11 protein-coding genes are annotated in these 17,863 nt (G+C 41.4%); all 11 read left to right on the top strand.

Going from position 1 to position 17,863, the window contains the following annotated elements; all coding sequences use genetic code 11:
• Positions 1-132 precede the first annotated feature (132 nt).
• The 11 genes from HMPREF2853_RS07500 (at position 133) to ezrA (ending at position 17,804) form a co-directional block, all read left to right on the top strand.
• Complete coding sequence (locus tag HMPREF2853_RS07500) at positions 133-990, top strand: bifunctional methylenetetrahydrofolate dehydrogenase/methenyltetrahydrofolate cyclohydrolase (protein WP_070535499.1); 858 nt, start codon at positions 133-135, stop codon at positions 988-990.
• Positions 991-994: 4 nt separating this feature from the next.
• Positions 995-1,768 (top strand): HAD hydrolase family protein, encoded by a 774-nt coding sequence (locus tag HMPREF2853_RS07495; protein ID WP_070535496.1) that lies wholly within the window; start codon positions 995-997, stop codon positions 1,766-1,768.
• A 56-nt stretch (positions 1,769-1,824) separates the two neighbouring features.
• Entirely contained in the window at positions 1,825-2,676 is an 852-nt protein-coding gene (locus HMPREF2853_RS07490; protein ID WP_000863083.1) for an NAD(P)H-hydrate dehydratase, read from the top strand.
• A 198-nt stretch (positions 2,677-2,874) separates the two neighbouring features.
• Positions 2,875-5,364, top strand: a complete 2,490-nt coding sequence (locus HMPREF2853_RS07485) for a bifunctional DnaQ family exonuclease/ATP-dependent helicase (protein WP_025171542.1) — start codon at positions 2,875-2,877, stop codon at positions 5,362-5,364.
• A gap of 5 nt (positions 5,365-5,369) precedes the next feature.
• The gene (locus HMPREF2853_RS07480; protein ID WP_000830415.1) at positions 5,370-6,593 is read left to right on the top strand and encodes an FtsW/RodA/SpoVE family cell cycle protein; all 1,224 of its coding nucleotides are present in this window, start codon (positions 5,370-5,372) and stop codon (positions 6,591-6,593) included.
• 10 nt (positions 6,594-6,603) lie between these two features.
• Positions 6,604-7,158, top strand: a complete 555-nt coding sequence (locus tag HMPREF2853_RS07475; RefSeq protein WP_070535493.1) for a DJ-1 family glyoxalase III — start codon at positions 6,604-6,606, stop codon at positions 7,156-7,158.
• A gap of 371 nt (positions 7,159-7,529) precedes the next feature.
• Positions 7,530-8,393 carry a helix-turn-helix domain-containing protein gene (locus tag HMPREF2853_RS07470; protein WP_070535489.1) on the top strand — a complete coding sequence of 288 codons (864 nt, stop codon included), beginning with the start codon at positions 7,530-7,532 and terminating at the stop codon, positions 8,391-8,393.
• An 86-nt stretch (positions 8,394-8,479) separates the two neighbouring features.
• Complete coding sequence (locus HMPREF2853_RS07465) at positions 8,480-13,012, top strand: glycoside hydrolase family 70 protein (RefSeq protein ID WP_070535488.1); 4,533 nt, start codon at positions 8,480-8,482, stop codon at positions 13,010-13,012.
• Positions 13,013-13,472: 460 nt separating this feature from the next.
• Positions 13,473-14,036 carry an HAD-IA family hydrolase gene (locus HMPREF2853_RS07460; RefSeq protein ID WP_070535935.1) on the top strand — a complete coding sequence of 188 codons (564 nt, stop codon included), beginning with the start codon at positions 13,473-13,475 and terminating at the stop codon, positions 14,034-14,036.
• Positions 14,037-14,049: 13 nt separating this feature from the next.
• Positions 14,050-15,996, top strand: coding sequence for a DNA topoisomerase (ATP-hydrolyzing) subunit B (gyrB, locus tag HMPREF2853_RS07455; RefSeq protein ID WP_070535483.1), 1,947 nt, complete (start codon positions 14,050-14,052; stop codon positions 15,994-15,996).
• Between the two features lie 80 nt (positions 15,997-16,076).
• Positions 16,077-17,804 carry a septation ring formation regulator EzrA gene (gene ezrA / locus HMPREF2853_RS07450; protein ID WP_070535479.1) on the top strand — a complete coding sequence of 576 codons (1,728 nt, stop codon included), beginning with the start codon at positions 16,077-16,079 and terminating at the stop codon, positions 17,802-17,804.
• The last annotated feature ends 59 nt before the right edge of the window (positions 17,805-17,863 follow it).

Below are 17,863 nucleotides of genomic sequence, written 5' to 3'. Positions count from 1 at the left end.
AAATAAGCATAAAAGCTCGATAAGGGCTTTTTCTTATAGTTTCAGACTATAAGGTCCATTAGGCAAGAAGTGTTAGAATGGTGAGTTATTTTTTGATATAATAGAGGATATTTGATAGAAAAGAGAAGAGATATGACTCAGATTATCGATGGGAAGGCTCTTGCGGCTAAGTTACAAGGACAGTTGGCTGAAAAGACGGCCAAACTAAAAGAAGAAACAGGTTTAGTTCCAGGATTGGTGGTGATTTTGGTGGGGGACAATCCTGCCAGCCAAGTCTACGTTCGCAACAAGGAACGGTCAGCTCTCGCTGCTGGCTTCCGTAGTGAAGTAGTGCGAGTTCCAGAGACCATTACCCAAGCGGAATTGTTAGACTTGATTGCCAAATACAATCAAGATCCAGCTTGGCATGGGATTTTGGTCCAGTTACCTTTGCCAAAACATATTGACGAAGAGGCAGTTTTATTAGCCATTGACCCCGAAAAAGACGTGGATGGTTTCCACCCCCTAAACATGGGGCGTCTCTGGTCTGGTCATCCAGTTATGATTCCTTCGACACCTGCAGGAATTATGGAGATGTTTCATGAGTATGGGATTGAGCTGGAAGGAAAAAATGCGGTTGTTATCGGTCGCTCAAATATCGTTGGGAAACCAATGGCTCAGCTTCTTTTGGCTAAGAATGCGACTGTGACCTTGACACACTCACGCACCCATCATCTTGCCAAGGTGGCTGCTAAGGCAGATATTCTTGTCGTTGCAATCGGTCGTGCTAAGTTTGTGACAGCTGACTTTGTCAAACCTGGCGCGGTTGTCATTGACGTTGGGATGAACCGAGATGAAAATGGCAAGCTTTGTGGAGATGTTGAATATGATGCGGTTGCCCCACTTGCCAGTCATATCACACCTGTACCGGGTGGAGTTGGACCTATGACTATTACCATGCTAATGGAGCAAACCTATCAGGCAGCGCTTCGAACACTAAACAAGGACTAGGAAGATGAAATTCGTATTTGACCTGGATGGAACGCTATCTTTTGACTACATGACCATTGATGAGGAGATTCAGCAGGTTCTTTTAAAGGCTGAAGATTATGGACATGAGCTTGTGTTTGTCTCAGCCCGCTCTTATCGGGATTGCTTGGGTTTATTAGGTTCTGAACTCAGTCAGCGCTTGGTCATAGGGTTGAATGGTGGCGTAGCCTATCATCTAGGGAAGGCTATCTTCGAAAGGAATCTTGATGCTAGAGTTTATCAGGCGCTAGTGGATTATTGCCAGACCTATAATCTCCCTTTCTTTGCAGATGATTGCTTTGACTACAGTGGTCAGATTGTAGAAAAAATTCCATTTATCTCCAGTGTGGATCCCCTAAAGGTGGCTCGTCATCAGAAACTTGAGGACTTAGGGACTCCGATTAAGGTAGTCATCTATATGGGTGACCATGAGGATTTGCTTGATGATCTGCTTGGTCAGCTAGAAAGACTAGGACAGGCTCATCTCTCCTATCATGCGCATGAAAAGTGCCTTTATGTTAATCCCTTGGATACTCATAAGGCGACAACTGTTGAAAAGTTATGTGGGGAGAACTTCATCGCCTTTGGAAATGACCAAAACGATATTGAATTGTTTAAAACGTCTCTTTATTCAGTCCAGATAGGAGACTTTGCTGGCCTTACTCCATATGCAGATGACACGTTAGAGCTAAAAGGAGAACCTTCTCCAGCAGTGGCAGCTAAAATCTTACAGACCTTTGCGGAATTTAAGGGAAAATAGTGTAGAAGGAGGTTTGCCCCTCCTTTTGTAGTATAATGGAGTGAGAGGAAAAATCGATGAAAGTGATTGATCAAACTTTATTAGAAAAAGTTATTATTGAACGTTGTCGTCACAGCCATAAGGGAGATTACGGTCGCCTGCTCTTGCTGGGAGGGACCTATCCTTATGGGGGAGCTATCATCATGTCAGCCATTGCAGCTGTCAAAAGCGGGGCAGGGTTGGTGACTGTTGGCACGGATAAGGAAAATATTCCGGCTCTGCACAGTCATTTACCTGAGGCCATGGCATTTTCTCTTCAAGATCAGCAATTGTTAAAAGAGCAGTTGGAAAAGGCAGAAGTTGTCTTGCTAGGTCCGGGTTTGCGAGAGGATGCATTCGGAGAAGAACTCGTAAAACGGGTCTTTGACAGCCTTAGAAAAGACCAGATTTTGATTGCAGATGGCGGTGCTTTGGGCATCTTAGCAAAAGCTCATTTGACATTCCCATCTAGTCAGCTCATCCTAACCCCACACCAAAAGGAATGGGAAAGACTGTCTGGTATAGTTCTTGACCATCAAAATACAGAGGCGACTGCTAGGGCTCTTTCTGCTTTTCCTCAAAGGACGATTCTAGTCGAGAAGGGTTCAGCGACTCGTATCTGGAAAGCTGGTCAGTCTGAATATTATCAGTTACAGGTTGGAGGTCCCTATCAAGCAACTGGTGGGATGGGAGATACTCTGGCTGGGATGATTGCAGGTTTTGCAGGTCAGTTTCACCAAGTCAGTCTCTATGAGAGAGTGGTGGCAGCAACTCACCTTCATTCAGCTATTGCGCAAGAACTAGCTCAAGAAAACTACCTTGTCTTGCCTACCGAAATTAGTAAAGCTCTTCCGAAAACAATGAAAAAAATATCTCAAAAAGGCAGCTAATACCTTGGTTGCCTTTTTATGTTGATGTAGCTTTGTTGATAAGGTTTTCAAATACCTCAGAACTAGCGACCAACTGCTGAACTTGCGTGAAATTCTCACTTTTAAGGTCTTGATTTTTACTCAAACTCGCAAGGAAAGCGAGATTGTTATCAAAGTTGAGGGGTGTCAAATCATGCTTTTTTTGATATAATTTTAATGATGAATGCGAGAAATGATCGGTATGTGGTCGTTGATTTAGAGGCGACCAGCACCGGAAGCAAGGCAAAAATTATTCAAGTAGGCATTGTGGTGATTGAGAATGGTGAAATCATTGATCAGTATGCGACCGATGTCAATCCCCATGAACCCTTGGATTCTCATATCAAAGAATTAACGGGTCTGACCGATCAGCGTTTGGCTGCGGCACCAGAGTTTTCTCAGGTGGCCGGAAAAATTTTTGAATTGGTTAAGGACGGTATTTTTGTTGCGCACAATGTACAGTTTGATGCCAACCTTCTTGCAGAATTTCTCTTTTTTGAAGGATATGAATTGCGTACACCGCGGGTGGATACAGTTGAGCTTGCCCAAGTTCTATATCCTCAGTTTGAAAAGTATAACTTAGGTATCCTTTGTCAAGAGTTGGGCATTGAGCTGGAACATGCCCATACTGCCCTGTCAGATGCTCAGGCAACAGCTGAACTCTTGCTCTACATGCGTCAAAAACTATTTGAGTTACCAAAAGGGCTCTTAGAAAGCTTGCTAAAACTTGCAGACAACCTTCTCTATGAAAGTTATCTGGTGATTGAGGAGGTCTATCAGCAACAATCTCTCTTATCTTCGCCCGACTTGATGGAACTTCATGGGCTTTTCCTCAGAAAGGAAAGCAAAGCCTTAGTCCCACAAAAGTTATCCAAAGACTTTGCTAAAAACATTTCTTTATTGGGGCTGGAGGAACGTCCACAGCAGCTGGATTTTGCGGAGAAGGTTGAGCAATTATTGGAAGAACACCAAACTTCCTTTATCCAAGCCCAAACGGGACTGGGCAAGACTTATGGTTATCTCCTTCCAGCTTTGAACTCGGAGAGTGAAGCTGGAATCCTAGTGAGCGTTCCGACCAAAATTCTTCAAAATCAAATCATGCAAGAAGAAGGTCAGCGCTTAAAAGAGGTCTTCCATCTGGAAATTCATAGTCTCAAGGGGCCTCAAAATTACTTGAAACTGGATGCCTTTCACCGAGTCCTCCATCGACCGGAGTCCAATCGCCTTTTCACACGTTTTAAAATGCAACTGCTCATCTGGTTAACAGAGACAGAGACTGGTGACTTGGACGAAATCGGGCAGCTTTATCGCTACCAGCACTTTCTGCCGGAACTAGTCCACGATGGTAAGCTTTCAAAGAAAAGTTTATTTGCTACAGAGGATTTTTGGAAACGAGGGCAGGAAAAGGCAAAGACCAGTCGCGTTCTCTTGACTAATCATGCCTATCTGGTCACTCGTTTGGAAGACAATCCAGAGTTTGTCGACAACCGTTTGGTGATCTTGGATGAAGCTCAAAAAATGCTGCTAGCCCTTGAAAATCTAGCCCAGCAGGCTTACCGCCTTGAGGAACTTGTAACTCAAATTGAAAAGTCCTTGGAGTCAGTGGAGGATTTGGTTCAGAAACGCTTGCTTGAGAGTATCGGCTTTGAATGTCGTTACTTGATAGAGCACTATCAGTCAGGTCTGAAGAATGGAAAGTGGTTGGATTCTCTTGAAGAGTTGCGCCAGCATTTTTCGGAGTTAGCTCTCCCAGAGTATAGAGAGACTGCAAACTTTTTCACGTCGGACCGTGAATTTTGGCTTGCTACAGCAGAAAAATCGAGCAAGGATGTCTTGATTTGTTCAAGCAAAAAAGGCCGCTTTATACTAGCAGACCTATTGCCAGAAGATTGTAGGCTCCTAGGAGTATCGGCCACTCTTGAAATCAGCAATCGGGTTTCCTTAGCAGATTTACTGGGATTCCCAGATGCTCCACTTGTTAGGCTTGATGTAGCAAAGCAGGAACAACAAGAAGTCTATCTAATTGATGACTTTCCTCTCGTTACCGAAGTTTCACCTGTTGACTATGCTAGTGAAGTGGCTTCTGTCATTCGAAGCTTACAAGCCTTTCAAGAACCCTTATTGGTCTTGTTTACCTCAAAAGAAATGTTGCTGGCAGTTTCGGACCTGCTCGACCAACCTCATCTAGCTCAGTATAAAAATGGGGAACCAAGCCAACTGAAAAAACGTTTTGAAAAAGGTGAGCGCCAGATCTTGCTTGGAACAGGTAGTTTCTGGGAAGGGGTTGATTTTTCAACCCATCCTTGTGTAATTCAAGTGATTCCGAGATTGCCTTTCCAAAATCCCCATGAACCGTTAACCAAAAAATTAAACCAGGAACTGCGTCAAGAAGGGAAAAATCCTTTCTATGATTATCAGTTGCCGATGGCGATCATTCGGCTAAAACAAGCCTTGGGTCGTACTGTTAGACGATCTGACCAAGGTTCGATTGCTCTAATCTTAGACAGCCGTGTTGTCAGCAAGCGTTACGGCAAACAAATCGCTCAGGCCTTGTCAAAAGAAAGGGCTGTTCAGGTTCTTTCTAGAGAACGGCTAGAGCCTGCTGTAGCTGATTTTCTCCAATCCCATCGCAATAGAATGAAAGAAAAATCTAAGAAAGAGAAAAGGTAAAAAATATGAAACGTTCCTTCGACTCTCGAGTCGATTATAGCCTCCTCCTACCAGTGTTTTGTTTACTGGTGATTGGAGTAGTGGCCATTTATATAGCAGTTAGTCATGACTATCCAAATAATGTATTACCAATTCTAGGTCAGCAAATCGCTTGGATTTCCTTGGGCCTTGTCATTGGTTTTGTGGTCATGTTCTTTAATACCGAGTTTTTATGGAAGGTGACTCCCTATCTTTATGGTCTAGGGCTAGCTTTGATGATCCTACCTCTTGTTTTCTACAATCCAAATCTTGTAGCGTCAACAGGTGCCAAGAACTGGGTATCGATTGGTGGAACGACACTTTTCCAGCCATCGGAATTCATGAAGATTTCCTATATCTTGATGTTGGCTCGAGCCATTGTAAGATTCACTCAAAAACACAAGGAATGGAGACGGACTATTCCCTTGGATTTCCTACTGATTGGTTGGATGATCGCCTTTACCATACCAGTCTTGATCCTCTTAGCCCTACAAAGTGACTTGGGGACTGCCTTGGTCTTTGTAGCTATTTTTTCCGGTATGGTTCTCCTTTCAGGTGTTTCGTGGAAGATCATCATTCCGGTTTTTGCGACAGGAGTGACTGCAGTTGTAGGTTTTATGGCCATCTTTATAAGCAAGGATGGACGTGCCTTCTTGCATCAGATTGGGATGCCAACTTACCAGATCAACCGCATCTTGGCTTGGCTCAATCCCTTTGACTTTGCACAAACAACAACATATCAACAGGCGCAGGGACAAATTGCGATTGGAAGTGGTGGCTTGTTTGGACAAGGTTTCAATGTGTCCAATCTCCTCATTCCAGTACGCGAGAGCGATATGATTTTCACCGTAATTGCTGAAGACTTTGGCTTTATTGGTTCAGTCTTTGTGGTTGCTTTATACTTGCTTCTCATCTACCGTATGTTGAAGATTACGCTCAGGTCAAATAACCAGTTCTACACCTACATTTCGACTGGTTTTATCATGATGTTGCTCTTCCATATCTTTGAAAATATCGGTGCCGTGACAGGCTTACTTCCTTTGACAGGGATTCCTCTGCCATTTATTTCTCAAGGGGGATCCGCAATTATTAGTAACCTCATCGGTGTCGGTCTCCTCTTGTCTATGAGTTACCAGACCAATCTAGCAGAAGAGAAAAGTGGAAAAGTTCCATTCAAACGAAAGAAAGTCGTCCTAAAACAAATCAAATAAGGAGGCCACTATGGCAACAGTAGCAGTTATTTTAGCCCAGGGTTTTGAAGAAATTGAAGCCTTGACAGTAGTCGATGTCTTGCGTCGAGCAAACATTTCTTGTGATATGGTAGGATTTGAAGAGCAGGTGACAGGGTCACATGACATTCAGGTAAAAGCTGACCGTATCTTTGATGGTGATTTGTCCGACTATGACTTGGTAGTTCTTCCAGGTGGTATGCCAGGCTCAGCTCACCTACTGGATAATCCAGCCCTCATTTCTGAGATTAAAGCCTTTGACCAAGCTGGAAAGAAAATTGCTGCCATCTGTGCAGCCCCAATCGCTCTTCATCAAGCAGGTGTCCTGAAAGACAAGCACTTTACTTGTTATGACGGAGTTCAGGAGCAAATTACTGACGGAATTTATCAAAAGCAAACAGTAGTTGTGGATGGCAATCTAACAACTAGCCGAGGACCGTCAACCGCACTTGCCTTTGCCTATGAATTGGTAGAGCAATTAGGAGGAGATGCTGAAAGTTTACGAGACGGCATGCTCTATCGAGATGTCTTTGGAAATCAACAGTAAGACGAGAGTTCGGCTCTCGTTTTTTAATTTACTCCATGTCTAAAAAATGTTTCATATGATTGTCTTGCGATTTTATATCAAACTTTTATAAATCAATCAAGATTCGTTTAACATAAGAAGGAATCTATCTCTAGAAATGTTAGTGTTTTCAAGTTGTTAGATAGAATAGTTCAGATTTCTACTGAAATCAATAGATTCATGAAAAGATATAATATTCAATAAATGCTATATTAAACGGTCTTATCATGCGAATTAATCTGCTTGTATTAATTTGAAATATAAAGTACTTTCTCTGTAATATAATTGAAACATGTTACTAGTATATTAAAATTAGTAAGAATTTTTTGCATATACGAAACTGGGGGAGTGATATGTTGAAAGCATTTGGAAAAATATTCAAAGTCATTAGAGAATCAAAAAAAATGTCCCTGAAAGAGGTAGCTGCTGGTGATATTTCCGTAGCTCAGCTATCCCGTTTTGAACGGGGAGTTAATGGGATCACACTTGATTCTTTTTATTGCTGTTTAAAAAATATGGCCGTTTTCCTAGAGGAGTTTCAGTATGTTTACCATAATTACATTGATTCAGATGATGTCCTGTTCTCAAAAAAAGTAGCTGATGCATATCAGGAAAACAATGTTGTCAAGCTCCAAAATATTTTGTCAAGCTCAGAAGCTTTGACCGAACAGTTTCCTGAGAAGAAAAACTATAAACTCAATACGATCATTGTCAGAGCCCTCTTGTCTTCCTGTTGCTCAGATTTTCAGATTAGCAAGAAGGATATAGAATTCCTGACGGATCATCTCTTTTCTGTTGAGGAGTGGGGGCGTTATGAACTCTGGCTCTTTACAAACAGCGTTGATTTAATGACCTTGGAAACGCTGGAAACCTTCGCTAGTGAGATGATCAATCGTACCCAGTTTTATAACAACCTACCTGAAAATCGCCGCCGTATTATCAAGATGCTACTTAATGTCATTAGTGTCTGTATAGAAGGAAATCATCTGCTAGTTGCTATGAGGTTTCTCAATTATCTCGACCACTCTAAAATTCCTGAAACAGATCTATATGATCGGACGCTGATTAAGTATCATCGGGCTCTCTACTCCTACAAGGTTGGGAATACCAATGCTCTCAGTGACATTGAGCAATGTCTATCTTTTTTTGAATTTTTAGATTCCTTTGGTGTTGCCCAAAAGCTTAAAGAACAGTTTGAAAGAATCTGCCTTTCATAGTTGTAGATGTGCAACAAAAAAAGATCATTTTGAAAAATATACTAGAATAAGGGCATAACTTTATACTAAATTCAGAAGGAGGCTTTATGATGGAGAAAAAGATTCATTATAAGATGCATAAAGTTAAGAAAAACTGGGTAGCCATTGCTTTGACTACCTTGGCACTTATTGTAGCACCAAAGGTACTTGGTCTAGAACCAGGCGTTGTCCATGCGGATGATGTAAAGCAGGTTGTGGTTCAAGAACCTGCTACAGCTCAGACTAGTGGTCCGGGTCAGCAAACTCCAGCCCAAGCTAACGTAGCTTCTGAGAAAGAAGCAGAAAAAGCAACCCCTGCAGACAAGGTGACAGGCGATGTTGCTGCTAGTGAAAAAACTGCTAAACCTGCAGAAAATACAGAAGCAACAGTTCAAACCAATGCTCAAGAGCCTGCTAAACCAGCAGATACGAAAGAAGCATCTACAGAAAAGGCTGCTGTTGCAGAAGAAGTTAAAGCTGCTAATGCAATCACAGAAACTCCTAAAACAGAAGTAGCAGACCAGGATAAACAAGCAAGGCCAACAACTGCCCAAGAGCAAGATGACAACAAACGAGAAAAAACGGCTGTTGCAGACAAGATTGTTGCAAATCCAAAGGTTGCAAAGAAAGATCGCTTGCCCGAACCTGCTCAAAAACAAGGAGCAGTAGCTGAAAGAATGGTGGCAGATCAGGCTCAACCTGCACCTGTAAATGCTGACCATGATGATGATGTCCTATCTCATATTAAGACCATTGATGGTAAAAATTACTATGTTCAGGACGATGGTACAGTTAAAAAGAACTTTGCAGTTGAACTTAATGGTAGAATACTTTATTTTGATGCAGAAACTGGTGCCTTAGTTGATTCAAATGAATATCAGTTCCAACAAGGAACCAGCAGTCTCAATAATGAATTCTCCCAAAAGAATGCTTTCTATGGTACGACTGACAAGGATATTGAAACTGTAGACGGTTATTTGACAGCAGATAGCTGGTATCGTCCAAAGTTCATCTTAAAAGATGGAAAAACATGGACGGCTTCGACAGAAACAGACTTACGTCCTCTTTTGATGGCTTGGTGGCCTGATAAACGTACTCAGATTAATTACCTCAACTATATGAACCAGCAAGGTCTGGGAGCAGGTGCTTTTGAAAACAAAGTTGAACAAGCTCTCCTGACAGGAGCTTCTCAGCAGGTTCAGCGCAAAATTGAGGAAAAAATTGGTAAAGAAGGCGATACCAAATGGTTGAGAACGCTGATGGGTGCCTTTGTCAAAACCCAGCCAAACTGGAATATCAAGTCAGAGTCTGAAACAACTGGTACTAAAAAGGACCACTTGCAGGGTGGAGCTTTGCTTTATACTAATAATGAGAAGAGCTCTCATGCTGACTCTAAGTTCCGTCTGCTTAACCGTACCCCTACTAGTCAAACAGGTACACCTAAGTACTTCATTGACAAGTCAAACGGTGGTTATGAGTTCTTGCTCTCTAACGACTTTGACAATTCTAATCCAGCTGTTCAGGCCGAACAACTCAACTGGTTGCATTTTATGATGAACTTTGGAAGCATCGTAGCCAATGATCCGACTGCTAATTTTGATGGAGTTCGTGTCGATGCGGTGGACAATGTCAACGCAGACTTGCTCCAAATCGCATCTGACTACTTCAAGTCTCGCTACAAGGTTGGAGAAAGTGAAGAAGAAGCTATTAAGCATTTGTCTATCTTGGAAGCTTGGTCTGATAACGATCCTGACTACAACAAAGATACTAAGGGTGCTCAACTAGCAATTGACAACAAGCTACGCTTGTCCTTGCTTTATTCATTCATGCGTAATCTATCTATCCGTAGCGGAGTAGAGCCAACGATTACAAATAGTCTAAATGACCGTTCTTCTGAAAAGAAAAATGGCGAACGAATGGCTAACTATATCTTTGTTCGGGCTCATGATAGTGAAGTACAAACTGTTATTGCCGACATCATTCGAGAAAATATCAATCCAAATACGGATGGTTTGACCTTTACCATGGATGAACTCAAGCAAGCCTTCAAGATCTACAACGAAGATATGCGCAAGGCGGACAAGAAATATACGCAGTTCAACATCCCAACTGCTCATGCTCTCATGCTCTCCAATAAAGACTCTATCACTCGGATCTACTATGGTGATCTCTATACCGATGATGGTCAATACATGGAGAAAAAATCTCCTTACCACGACGCTATCGATGCCTTGTTGCGTGCTCGTATTAAGTATGTAGCAGGTGGACAAGACATGAAAGTCACATATATGGGTGTACCTCGTGAGGCTGATAAATGGTCTTACAATGGTATTTTAACGTCTGTTCGCTACGGTACTGGTGCCAATGAAGCAACAGATGAAGGAACAGCAGAAACTCGTACTCAAGGGATGGCTGTGATTGCTTCAAACAACCCTAACCTAAAGTTAAATGTATGGGATAAACTGCAAGTCAATATGGGAGCAGCCCACAAGAATCAATACTATCGCCCTGTACTTTTGACGACCAAAGATGGTATTTCCCGTTATCTAACTGATGAAGAAGTGCCGCAATCTCTCTGGAAGAAGACAGATGCTAATGGTATTTTAACCTTTGATATGAATGATATCGCAGGCTACAGCAATGTCCAAGTTTCTGGATATCTGGCTGTTTGGGTACCAGTTGGCGCTAAGGCAGATCAGGATGCTCGTACAACAGCAAGCAAGAAGAAAAACGCTAGTGGTCAAGTTTATGAATCTAGCGCAGCTCTTGATTCTCAGTTGATTTACGAAGGCTTCTCTAACTTCCAAGACTTTGCAACTCGTGATGACCAATATACCAATAAAGTCATTGCTAAAAATGTCAACCTCTTCAAGGAATGGGGAGTAACTTCATTTGAGCTACCACCTCAGTATGTATCTAGCCAAGACGGTACTTTCTTGGATTCTATCATTCAGAATGGTTATGCCTTTGAAGACCGCTATGATATGGCGATGAGCAAGAACAATAAATATGGTTCTTTAAAAGATTTGCTCAATGCTCTTCGTGCGCTTCACAGTGTTAATATCCAAGCCATCGCGGACTGGGTACCAGACCAAATCTATAACCTACCAGGTAAGGAAGTGGTAACAGCAACACGTGTCAACAACTACGGAACCTACCGTGAAGGTGCAGAAATCAAGGAAAAACTCTATGTAGCTAATAGTAAGACCAATGGGACTGATTTCCAAGGTAAGTACGGTGGAGCCTTCTTGGATGAGCTTAAAGCTAAATATCCAGAAATCTTTGAACGAGTACAGATTTCCAATGGTCAAAAAATGACAACAGATGAGAAGATTACCAAGTGGTCTGCTAAGTACTTTAATGGTACCAATATCTTAGGTCGTGGTGCTTACTATGTTCTTAAAGACTGGGCTAGCAACGACTATCTCACTAACAAAAATGGCGAGATAGTATTGCCTAAGCAATTAGTTAATAAGAATGCTTACACAGGATTTGTTAGTGATGCTAATGGTACTAAGTTCTATTCAACTAGTGGTTATCAAGCTAAAAATTCCTTTATCCAAGATGAAAATGGAAATTGGTATTACTTCGATAAACGAGGCTATCTTGTAACAGGTGCTCATGAAATTGATGGCAAGCACGTTTATTTCTTGAAGAATGGTATTCAACTTCGTGATTCTATCCGTGAAGATGAAAATGGTAATCAGTACTACTATGATCAAACTGGTGCCCAAGTTCTCAACCGTTACTACACTACTGATGGTGAAAACTGGCGTTACTTTGATGCCAAGGGCGTTATGGCTCGAGGTCTTGTCAAGATTGGAGATGGACAGCAATTCTTTGATGAAAACGGCTATCAGGTTAAGGGCAAGATTGTGAGTGCTAAGGATGGCAAACTTCGTTACTTTGACAAGGATTCAGGAAATGCTGTTATCAATCGTTTTGCTCAGGGTGATAACCCAAGTGATTGGTACTATTTCGGAGCAGATGGAGTTGCTGTGACAGGTCTTCAAAAGATTGGTCAACAAACACTTTACTTTGACCAAGATGGCAAGCAAGTCAAGGGTAAAATCGTGACACTTTCAGATAAGAGTATCCGTTACTTTGATGCCAATTCAGGAGAAATGGCAGTCGGCAAGTTTGCAGAAGGTGCCAAGAACGAATGGTATTACTTTGACCAAACTGGAAAAGCAGTGACAGGCCTTCAAAAGATTGGCAAACAAACACTTTACTTCGACCAAGATGGCAAGCAAGTCAAGGGTAAAATCGTGACACTTTCAGATAAGAGTATCCGTTACTTTGATGCTAACTCAGGAGAGATGGCAACCGACAAGTTTGTCGAAGGTTCCCCAAATGAGTGGTACTATTTTGATCAAACTGGAAAAGCAGTGACAGGCTTGCAGCAGGTTGGTCAACAGACTCTCTATTTCACGCAAGACGGTAAGCAAGTCAAAGGAAAAGTTGTTGATGTGAATGGAGTTAGTCGATATTTCGATGCCAATTCAGGGGATATGGCTCGAAGCAAATGGATTCAACTTGAAGATGGAAATTGGATGTATTTTGACCGCGATGGTAGAGGTCAAAACTTCGGAAGAAACTAATCGAATGTAGCTCAATAAAAATCAAACTTTATCTGACGATATACAAAAACGATAACTCCTTTAAAGGACGTTATCGTTTTTTGACTGTTTGGAGAATAAATTACAATTGAAAAGAAAGATGGAATCATTGGAAACTGTAATGAATTAACAAGAGATTCCATATTGGAATAATCTTTTTCTGCTCTCTAATGTGGTATTCAAAGCAATGAGGATTCTATTTTTAAAGTTTGGAAATCCAAAAGCGTTTCGTTTGCGAATAATGACGCGGTTGTTAGTAGTTTCTATTTTTTAATTTGTACATTTGAGAGAAGAAAGATTTTGCTTGATTATTTAAATAGGAGCTATTCTTCACAAAAAGGCTCCATCGATGCAATAGTGTTTTACTCTCTATAGAAATTATAGAGCCGAAAAATCTAGGAAATCATCGCTTTTTTCATAAAAAAATGGTATAATGAAGGGTATGAAATATCACGACTATATATGGGATTTAGGTGGTACCCTATTGGATAATTATGAGACTTCTACAGCAGCTTTTGTAGAAACCTTAGCCCAATACGGAATAGAGCAAGAACACGACCGTGTCTACGAAGCCTTGAAGGTTTCGACAGCTTTTGCCATCGAGAAGTTTGCACCAGATATCGAGGTTTTTTTAGAGAACTACAAAGAAAATGAGGCGCGTGAGCTAGAGCATCCAGTTTTGTTTGAGGGAATTCCAGAATTACTCAAAGACATTTCGGACAAGGGTGGTCGCCATTTCTTGGTTTCTCATCGAAATGACCAAGTGCTAGAACTTCTTGCTAAGACCCGGATAGCCAACTACTTCACCGAGGTGGTGACTGCCAGTTCTGGCTTTAAACGGAAACCAGATCCTGAGTCCATGATTTATTTACGTGATAAATATCATATTACATCTGGTTTGGTCATTGGTGACAGAAATATTGATGTAGAAGCAGGTAAAGCTGCTGGCTTAGATGCCTATCTTTTTAATAACGTTGCGACATTGAGACAAGCAATAGACATGTAAGAAAAGGGAAAAAATGACAGAAGAAATCAAAAATCAACAGGCACAGGATTATGATGCCAGTCAAATTCAAGTTTTGGAGGGACTTGAAGCTGTTCGTATGCGTCCAGGTATGTATATTGGATCGACTGCTAAAGAAGGTCTTCACCATCTAGTATGGGAAATCGTTGATAACTCAATTGACGAAGCTCTAGCTGGATTTGCCAGTCACATCCAAGTCTTTATAGAGCCTGATAATTCCATCACCGTTGTGGATGATGGGCGTGGAATTCCTGTTGATATTCAGGAAAAGACAGGACGTCCCGCTGTTGAGACCGTTTTTACAGTCCTTCACGCTGGAGGAAAATTCGGCGGTGGCGGATACAAGGTTTCAGGTGGATTGCACGGTGTAGGTTCATCAGTAGTAAATGCCCTCTCAACTCAACTAGATGTTCATGTTCATAAAAACGGTAAGATTCATTACCAAGAATACCGTCGTGGTCATGTTGTTGCTGATCTTGAGGTGGTTGGAGATACAGATAAAACGGGAACAACAGTTCACTTCACACCAGATCCAGAGATTTTTACAGAAACAACGACTTTTGACTTTGAAAAATTAAACAAACGTATTCAAGAACTAGCCTTTTTGAACCGAGGCCTTCGAATCTCCATCACAGATAAGCGTGAAGGTCTCGAACAGACTAAACATTACCACTATGAAGGTGGGATTGCTAGTTACGTTGAATATATCAACGAGAACAAGGATGTTATCTTTGATACACCAATCTACACAGACGGTGAGATGGATGATATCACAGTTGAAGTAGCCATGCAGTACACAACTGGTTACCACGAAAATGTCATGAGTTTCGCCAATAACATTCACACCCATGAAGGTGGTACGCATGAGCAAGGTTTCCGTACAGCGCTGACACGTGTTATCAATGATTATGCTCGCAAGAATAAGCTACTAAAAGACAATGAAGATAACCTAACAGGGGAAGATGTTCGTGAAGGCTTGACTGCAGTTATCTCAGTTAAGCATCCAAACCCGCAGTTTGAAGGACAAACCAAGACCAAACTGGGAAATAGTGAAGTAGTCAAGATTACCAATCGCCTCTTCAGCGATGCCTTCTCTGATTTTCTCATGGAAAATCCACAGATTGCTAAGCGTATCGTGGAAAAAGGGATCTTGGCTGCCAAGGCTCGTGTAGCTGCCAAGCGTGCGCGTGAAGTCACACGCAAGAAATCTGGTTTGGAAATTTCCAATCTTCCTGGAAAACTAGCAGACTGTTCTTCAAATAACCCAGCTGAAACCGAACTCTTCATCGTCGAAGGAGACTCAGCTGGTGGATCAGCTAAATCTGGTCGTAACCGTGAGTTCCAGGCTATCCTTCCAATTCGTGGTAAGATCTTGAACGTTGAAAAAGCTAGCATGGATAAAATCCTTGCAAACGAAGAAATTCGAAGTCTTTTCACAGCCATGGGAACAGGATTTGGTGCAGAATTTGATGTCACTAAGGCTCGTTACCAAAAACTCGTTTTGATGACCGATGCCGATGTTGATGGAGCCCACATTCGAACTCTCTTGCTAACCTTGATTTATCGCTATATGAAACCAATCTTAGAGGCTGGTTATGTCTACATTGCCCAACCACCGATTTATGGGGTTAAGGTTGGAAGTGAGATCAAAGAATACATTCAACCTGGTGCAGATCAAGAAATTAAACTCCAAGAAGCCTTAGCACGTCACAGTGAAGGGCGTTCAAAACCAACCATCCAACGTTATAAAGGTTTGGGAGAAATGGATGACCACCAATTATGGGAAACAACCATGGATCCTGAACATCGCTTGATGGCGCGTGTTTCGGTAGATGATGCTGCCGAAGCAGATAAAATCTTTGATATGTTGATGGGAGATCGAGTAGAACCTCGTCGCGAATTTATCGAAGAAAACGCTGTTTACAGTACACTTGACGTCTAAAAAATGTGGGAAATAGTTCCCTTGGTTTAAAAAATATGATATAATCATTACGATTGTTTCTAGTATAAAAGGAGTTTGATATGTCTAATGGACAACTAATTTATCTAATGGTTGCAATTGCAGTCATTCTGATCTTAGCTTATGTAACAGCTATCTTTTTACGTAAGCGTAATGTAAGCAGATTAACGGCCCTTGAAGAAAGAAAAGAAGAACTCTACAACCTTCCTGTAAATGATGAGGTTGAAGCCGTTAAAAACATGCACTTGATTGGTCAAAGCCAGGTGACCTTCCGTGAATGGAACCAAAAATGGGTTGATTTATCTCTGAACTCATTTGCTGATATTGAAAATCACCTCTTTGAAGCTGAAAGCTACAACAATTCTTTCCGTTTTTTCAAAGCTTCTCACAAGATTGATCAAATTGAGAGCCAAATTGGCTTGATTGAAGAAGATATTGCAGCTATTCGCAATGCCCTTTCTGAACTTGAAAAACAAGAATCTAAGAATAGTGGCCGTGTCCTTCATGCTTTGGACTTGTTTGAATCCCTTCAACATACTGTTGCAGAAGACTCGGAGAAATATGGGAAGGCCCTTCCTGAGATTGAGAAACAATTGGAAAACATCCAATCTGAATTCTCTCAATTTGTTACCCTAAATTCATCAGGTGACCCGGTTGAAGCGGCAGCAATTCTTGATTCAACTGAAAATCATATTCTCGCTTTGACACACATCGTTGAGCGAATTCCAGCTCTTGTTGAAACCTTGACAAAGGAACTGCCAGAACAATTGGCAGATTTGGAAGAAGGTTATCGCAAGCTGTTGGATGCCAACTACCACTTTACAGAAACAGATATTGAATCCCGTTTCCAACTTTTGCATGAGTCTTTGAAAAATAATCAAGAAAATATTCGTCAGTTGGAATTGGACAATGCAGAGTATGAAAATAATCGCATCCAAGAAGAAATCAACGCACTTTATGATATCTTCACTCGTGAAATTGCAGCTCAAAAAGTGGTTGAAAGTCTTCTTTCGACATTACCAACTTATCTCAACCACTTGAAAGAAAATAATCAGGTGCTTGTTCAAGATCTTGAACGTTTGACTAAAACCTACCTTCTTCCTGAAAGTGATGGCAATCATGTTCGTCGTCTTCAAGCAGAATTGGCTGCACTTGATACGGCAATCATGGAAGTGACAGAGGATCAAGGTGAGTCAACACAAGCCTACTCTGCTCTTGAAGAACAGTTGGAAATGCTTCAAAGCAACCTCAAGGATATAGAGGATGAGCAAATCTCTGTTAGCGAACGACTTGCGCAAATTGAAAAAGACGACCTCAATGCTCGCCAAAAAGCAAATGTCTATGTGAACCGTTTGCATACTATCAAACGTTACATGGAGAAGAGAAACTTGCCAGGTATTCCCCAAAGTTTCTTGAAACTTTTCTTTACTGCAAGTCATAACACAGAAGATTTGATGGCAGAGTTAGAACAACCGCAAGTGAATATTGAATCGGTTAAACGAATTCTTGAAGTCGCAACAAATGATATGGAAGCACTTGAAACAGAAACCTATGATATCGTTCAATATGCAACCTTGACTGAGCAACTACTCCAATACTCAAACCGTTACCGTTCATTTGATGAGCGTATCCAAGAGGCCTTCAACGAAGCGCTTGAAATTTTTGAAAAAGAGTTTGACTACCAGGCGTCATTTGAAAAAATTTCACAAGCCTTGGAAGTTGCTGAACCAGGAGTCACAAACCGTTTTGTAACTTCATATGAGAAAACACGTGAAACGATTCGTTTCTAAACGAGAAGCTTAGATATTTCTAAGCTTTTTTATTTTTCTAAAAAGAAATCAGAATTCTT

It is taken from the genome of Streptococcus sp. HMSC077F03 (assembly GCF_001812375.1).
Classification (GTDB): domain Bacteria; phylum Bacillota; class Bacilli; order Lactobacillales; family Streptococcaceae; genus Streptococcus; species Streptococcus oralis_S.
This window is presented reverse-complemented; position numbering and strand designations above follow the sequence as displayed.

Bases quoted from the DNA above. Each gene is read 5' to 3' on its own strand.
- HMPREF2853_RS07495 (WP_070535496.1), top strand. From the start codon at position 995: ATGAAATTCGTATTTGACCTGGATGGAACGCTATCTTTTGACTACATG.
- gyrB (WP_070535483.1), top strand. From the start codon at position 14,050: ATGACAGAAGAAATCAAAAATCAACAGGCACAGGATTATGATGCCAGT.
- HMPREF2853_RS07500 (WP_070535499.1), top strand. From the start codon at position 133: ATGACTCAGATTATCGATGGGAAGGCTCTTGCGGCTAAGTTACAAGGA.
- HMPREF2853_RS07480 (WP_000830415.1), top strand. From the start codon at position 5,370: ATGAAACGTTCCTTCGACTCTCGAGTCGATTATAGCCTCCTCCTACCA.
- ezrA (WP_070535479.1), top strand. From the start codon at position 16,077: ATGTCTAATGGACAACTAATTTATCTAATGGTTGCAATTGCAGTCATT.
- HMPREF2853_RS07490 (WP_000863083.1), top strand. From the start codon at position 1,825: ATGAAAGTGATTGATCAAACTTTATTAGAAAAAGTTATTATTGAACGT.
- HMPREF2853_RS07485 (WP_025171542.1), top strand. From the start codon at position 2,875: ATGAATGCGAGAAATGATCGGTATGTGGTCGTTGATTTAGAGGCGACC.
- HMPREF2853_RS07475 (WP_070535493.1), top strand. From the start codon at position 6,604: ATGGCAACAGTAGCAGTTATTTTAGCCCAGGGTTTTGAAGAAATTGAA.
- HMPREF2853_RS07460 (WP_070535935.1), top strand. From the start codon at position 13,473: ATGAAATATCACGACTATATATGGGATTTAGGTGGTACCCTATTGGAT.
- HMPREF2853_RS07465 (WP_070535488.1), top strand. From the start codon at position 8,480: ATGATGGAGAAAAAGATTCATTATAAGATGCATAAAGTTAAGAAAAAC.
- HMPREF2853_RS07470 (WP_070535489.1), top strand. From the start codon at position 7,530: ATGTTGAAAGCATTTGGAAAAATATTCAAAGTCATTAGAGAATCAAAA.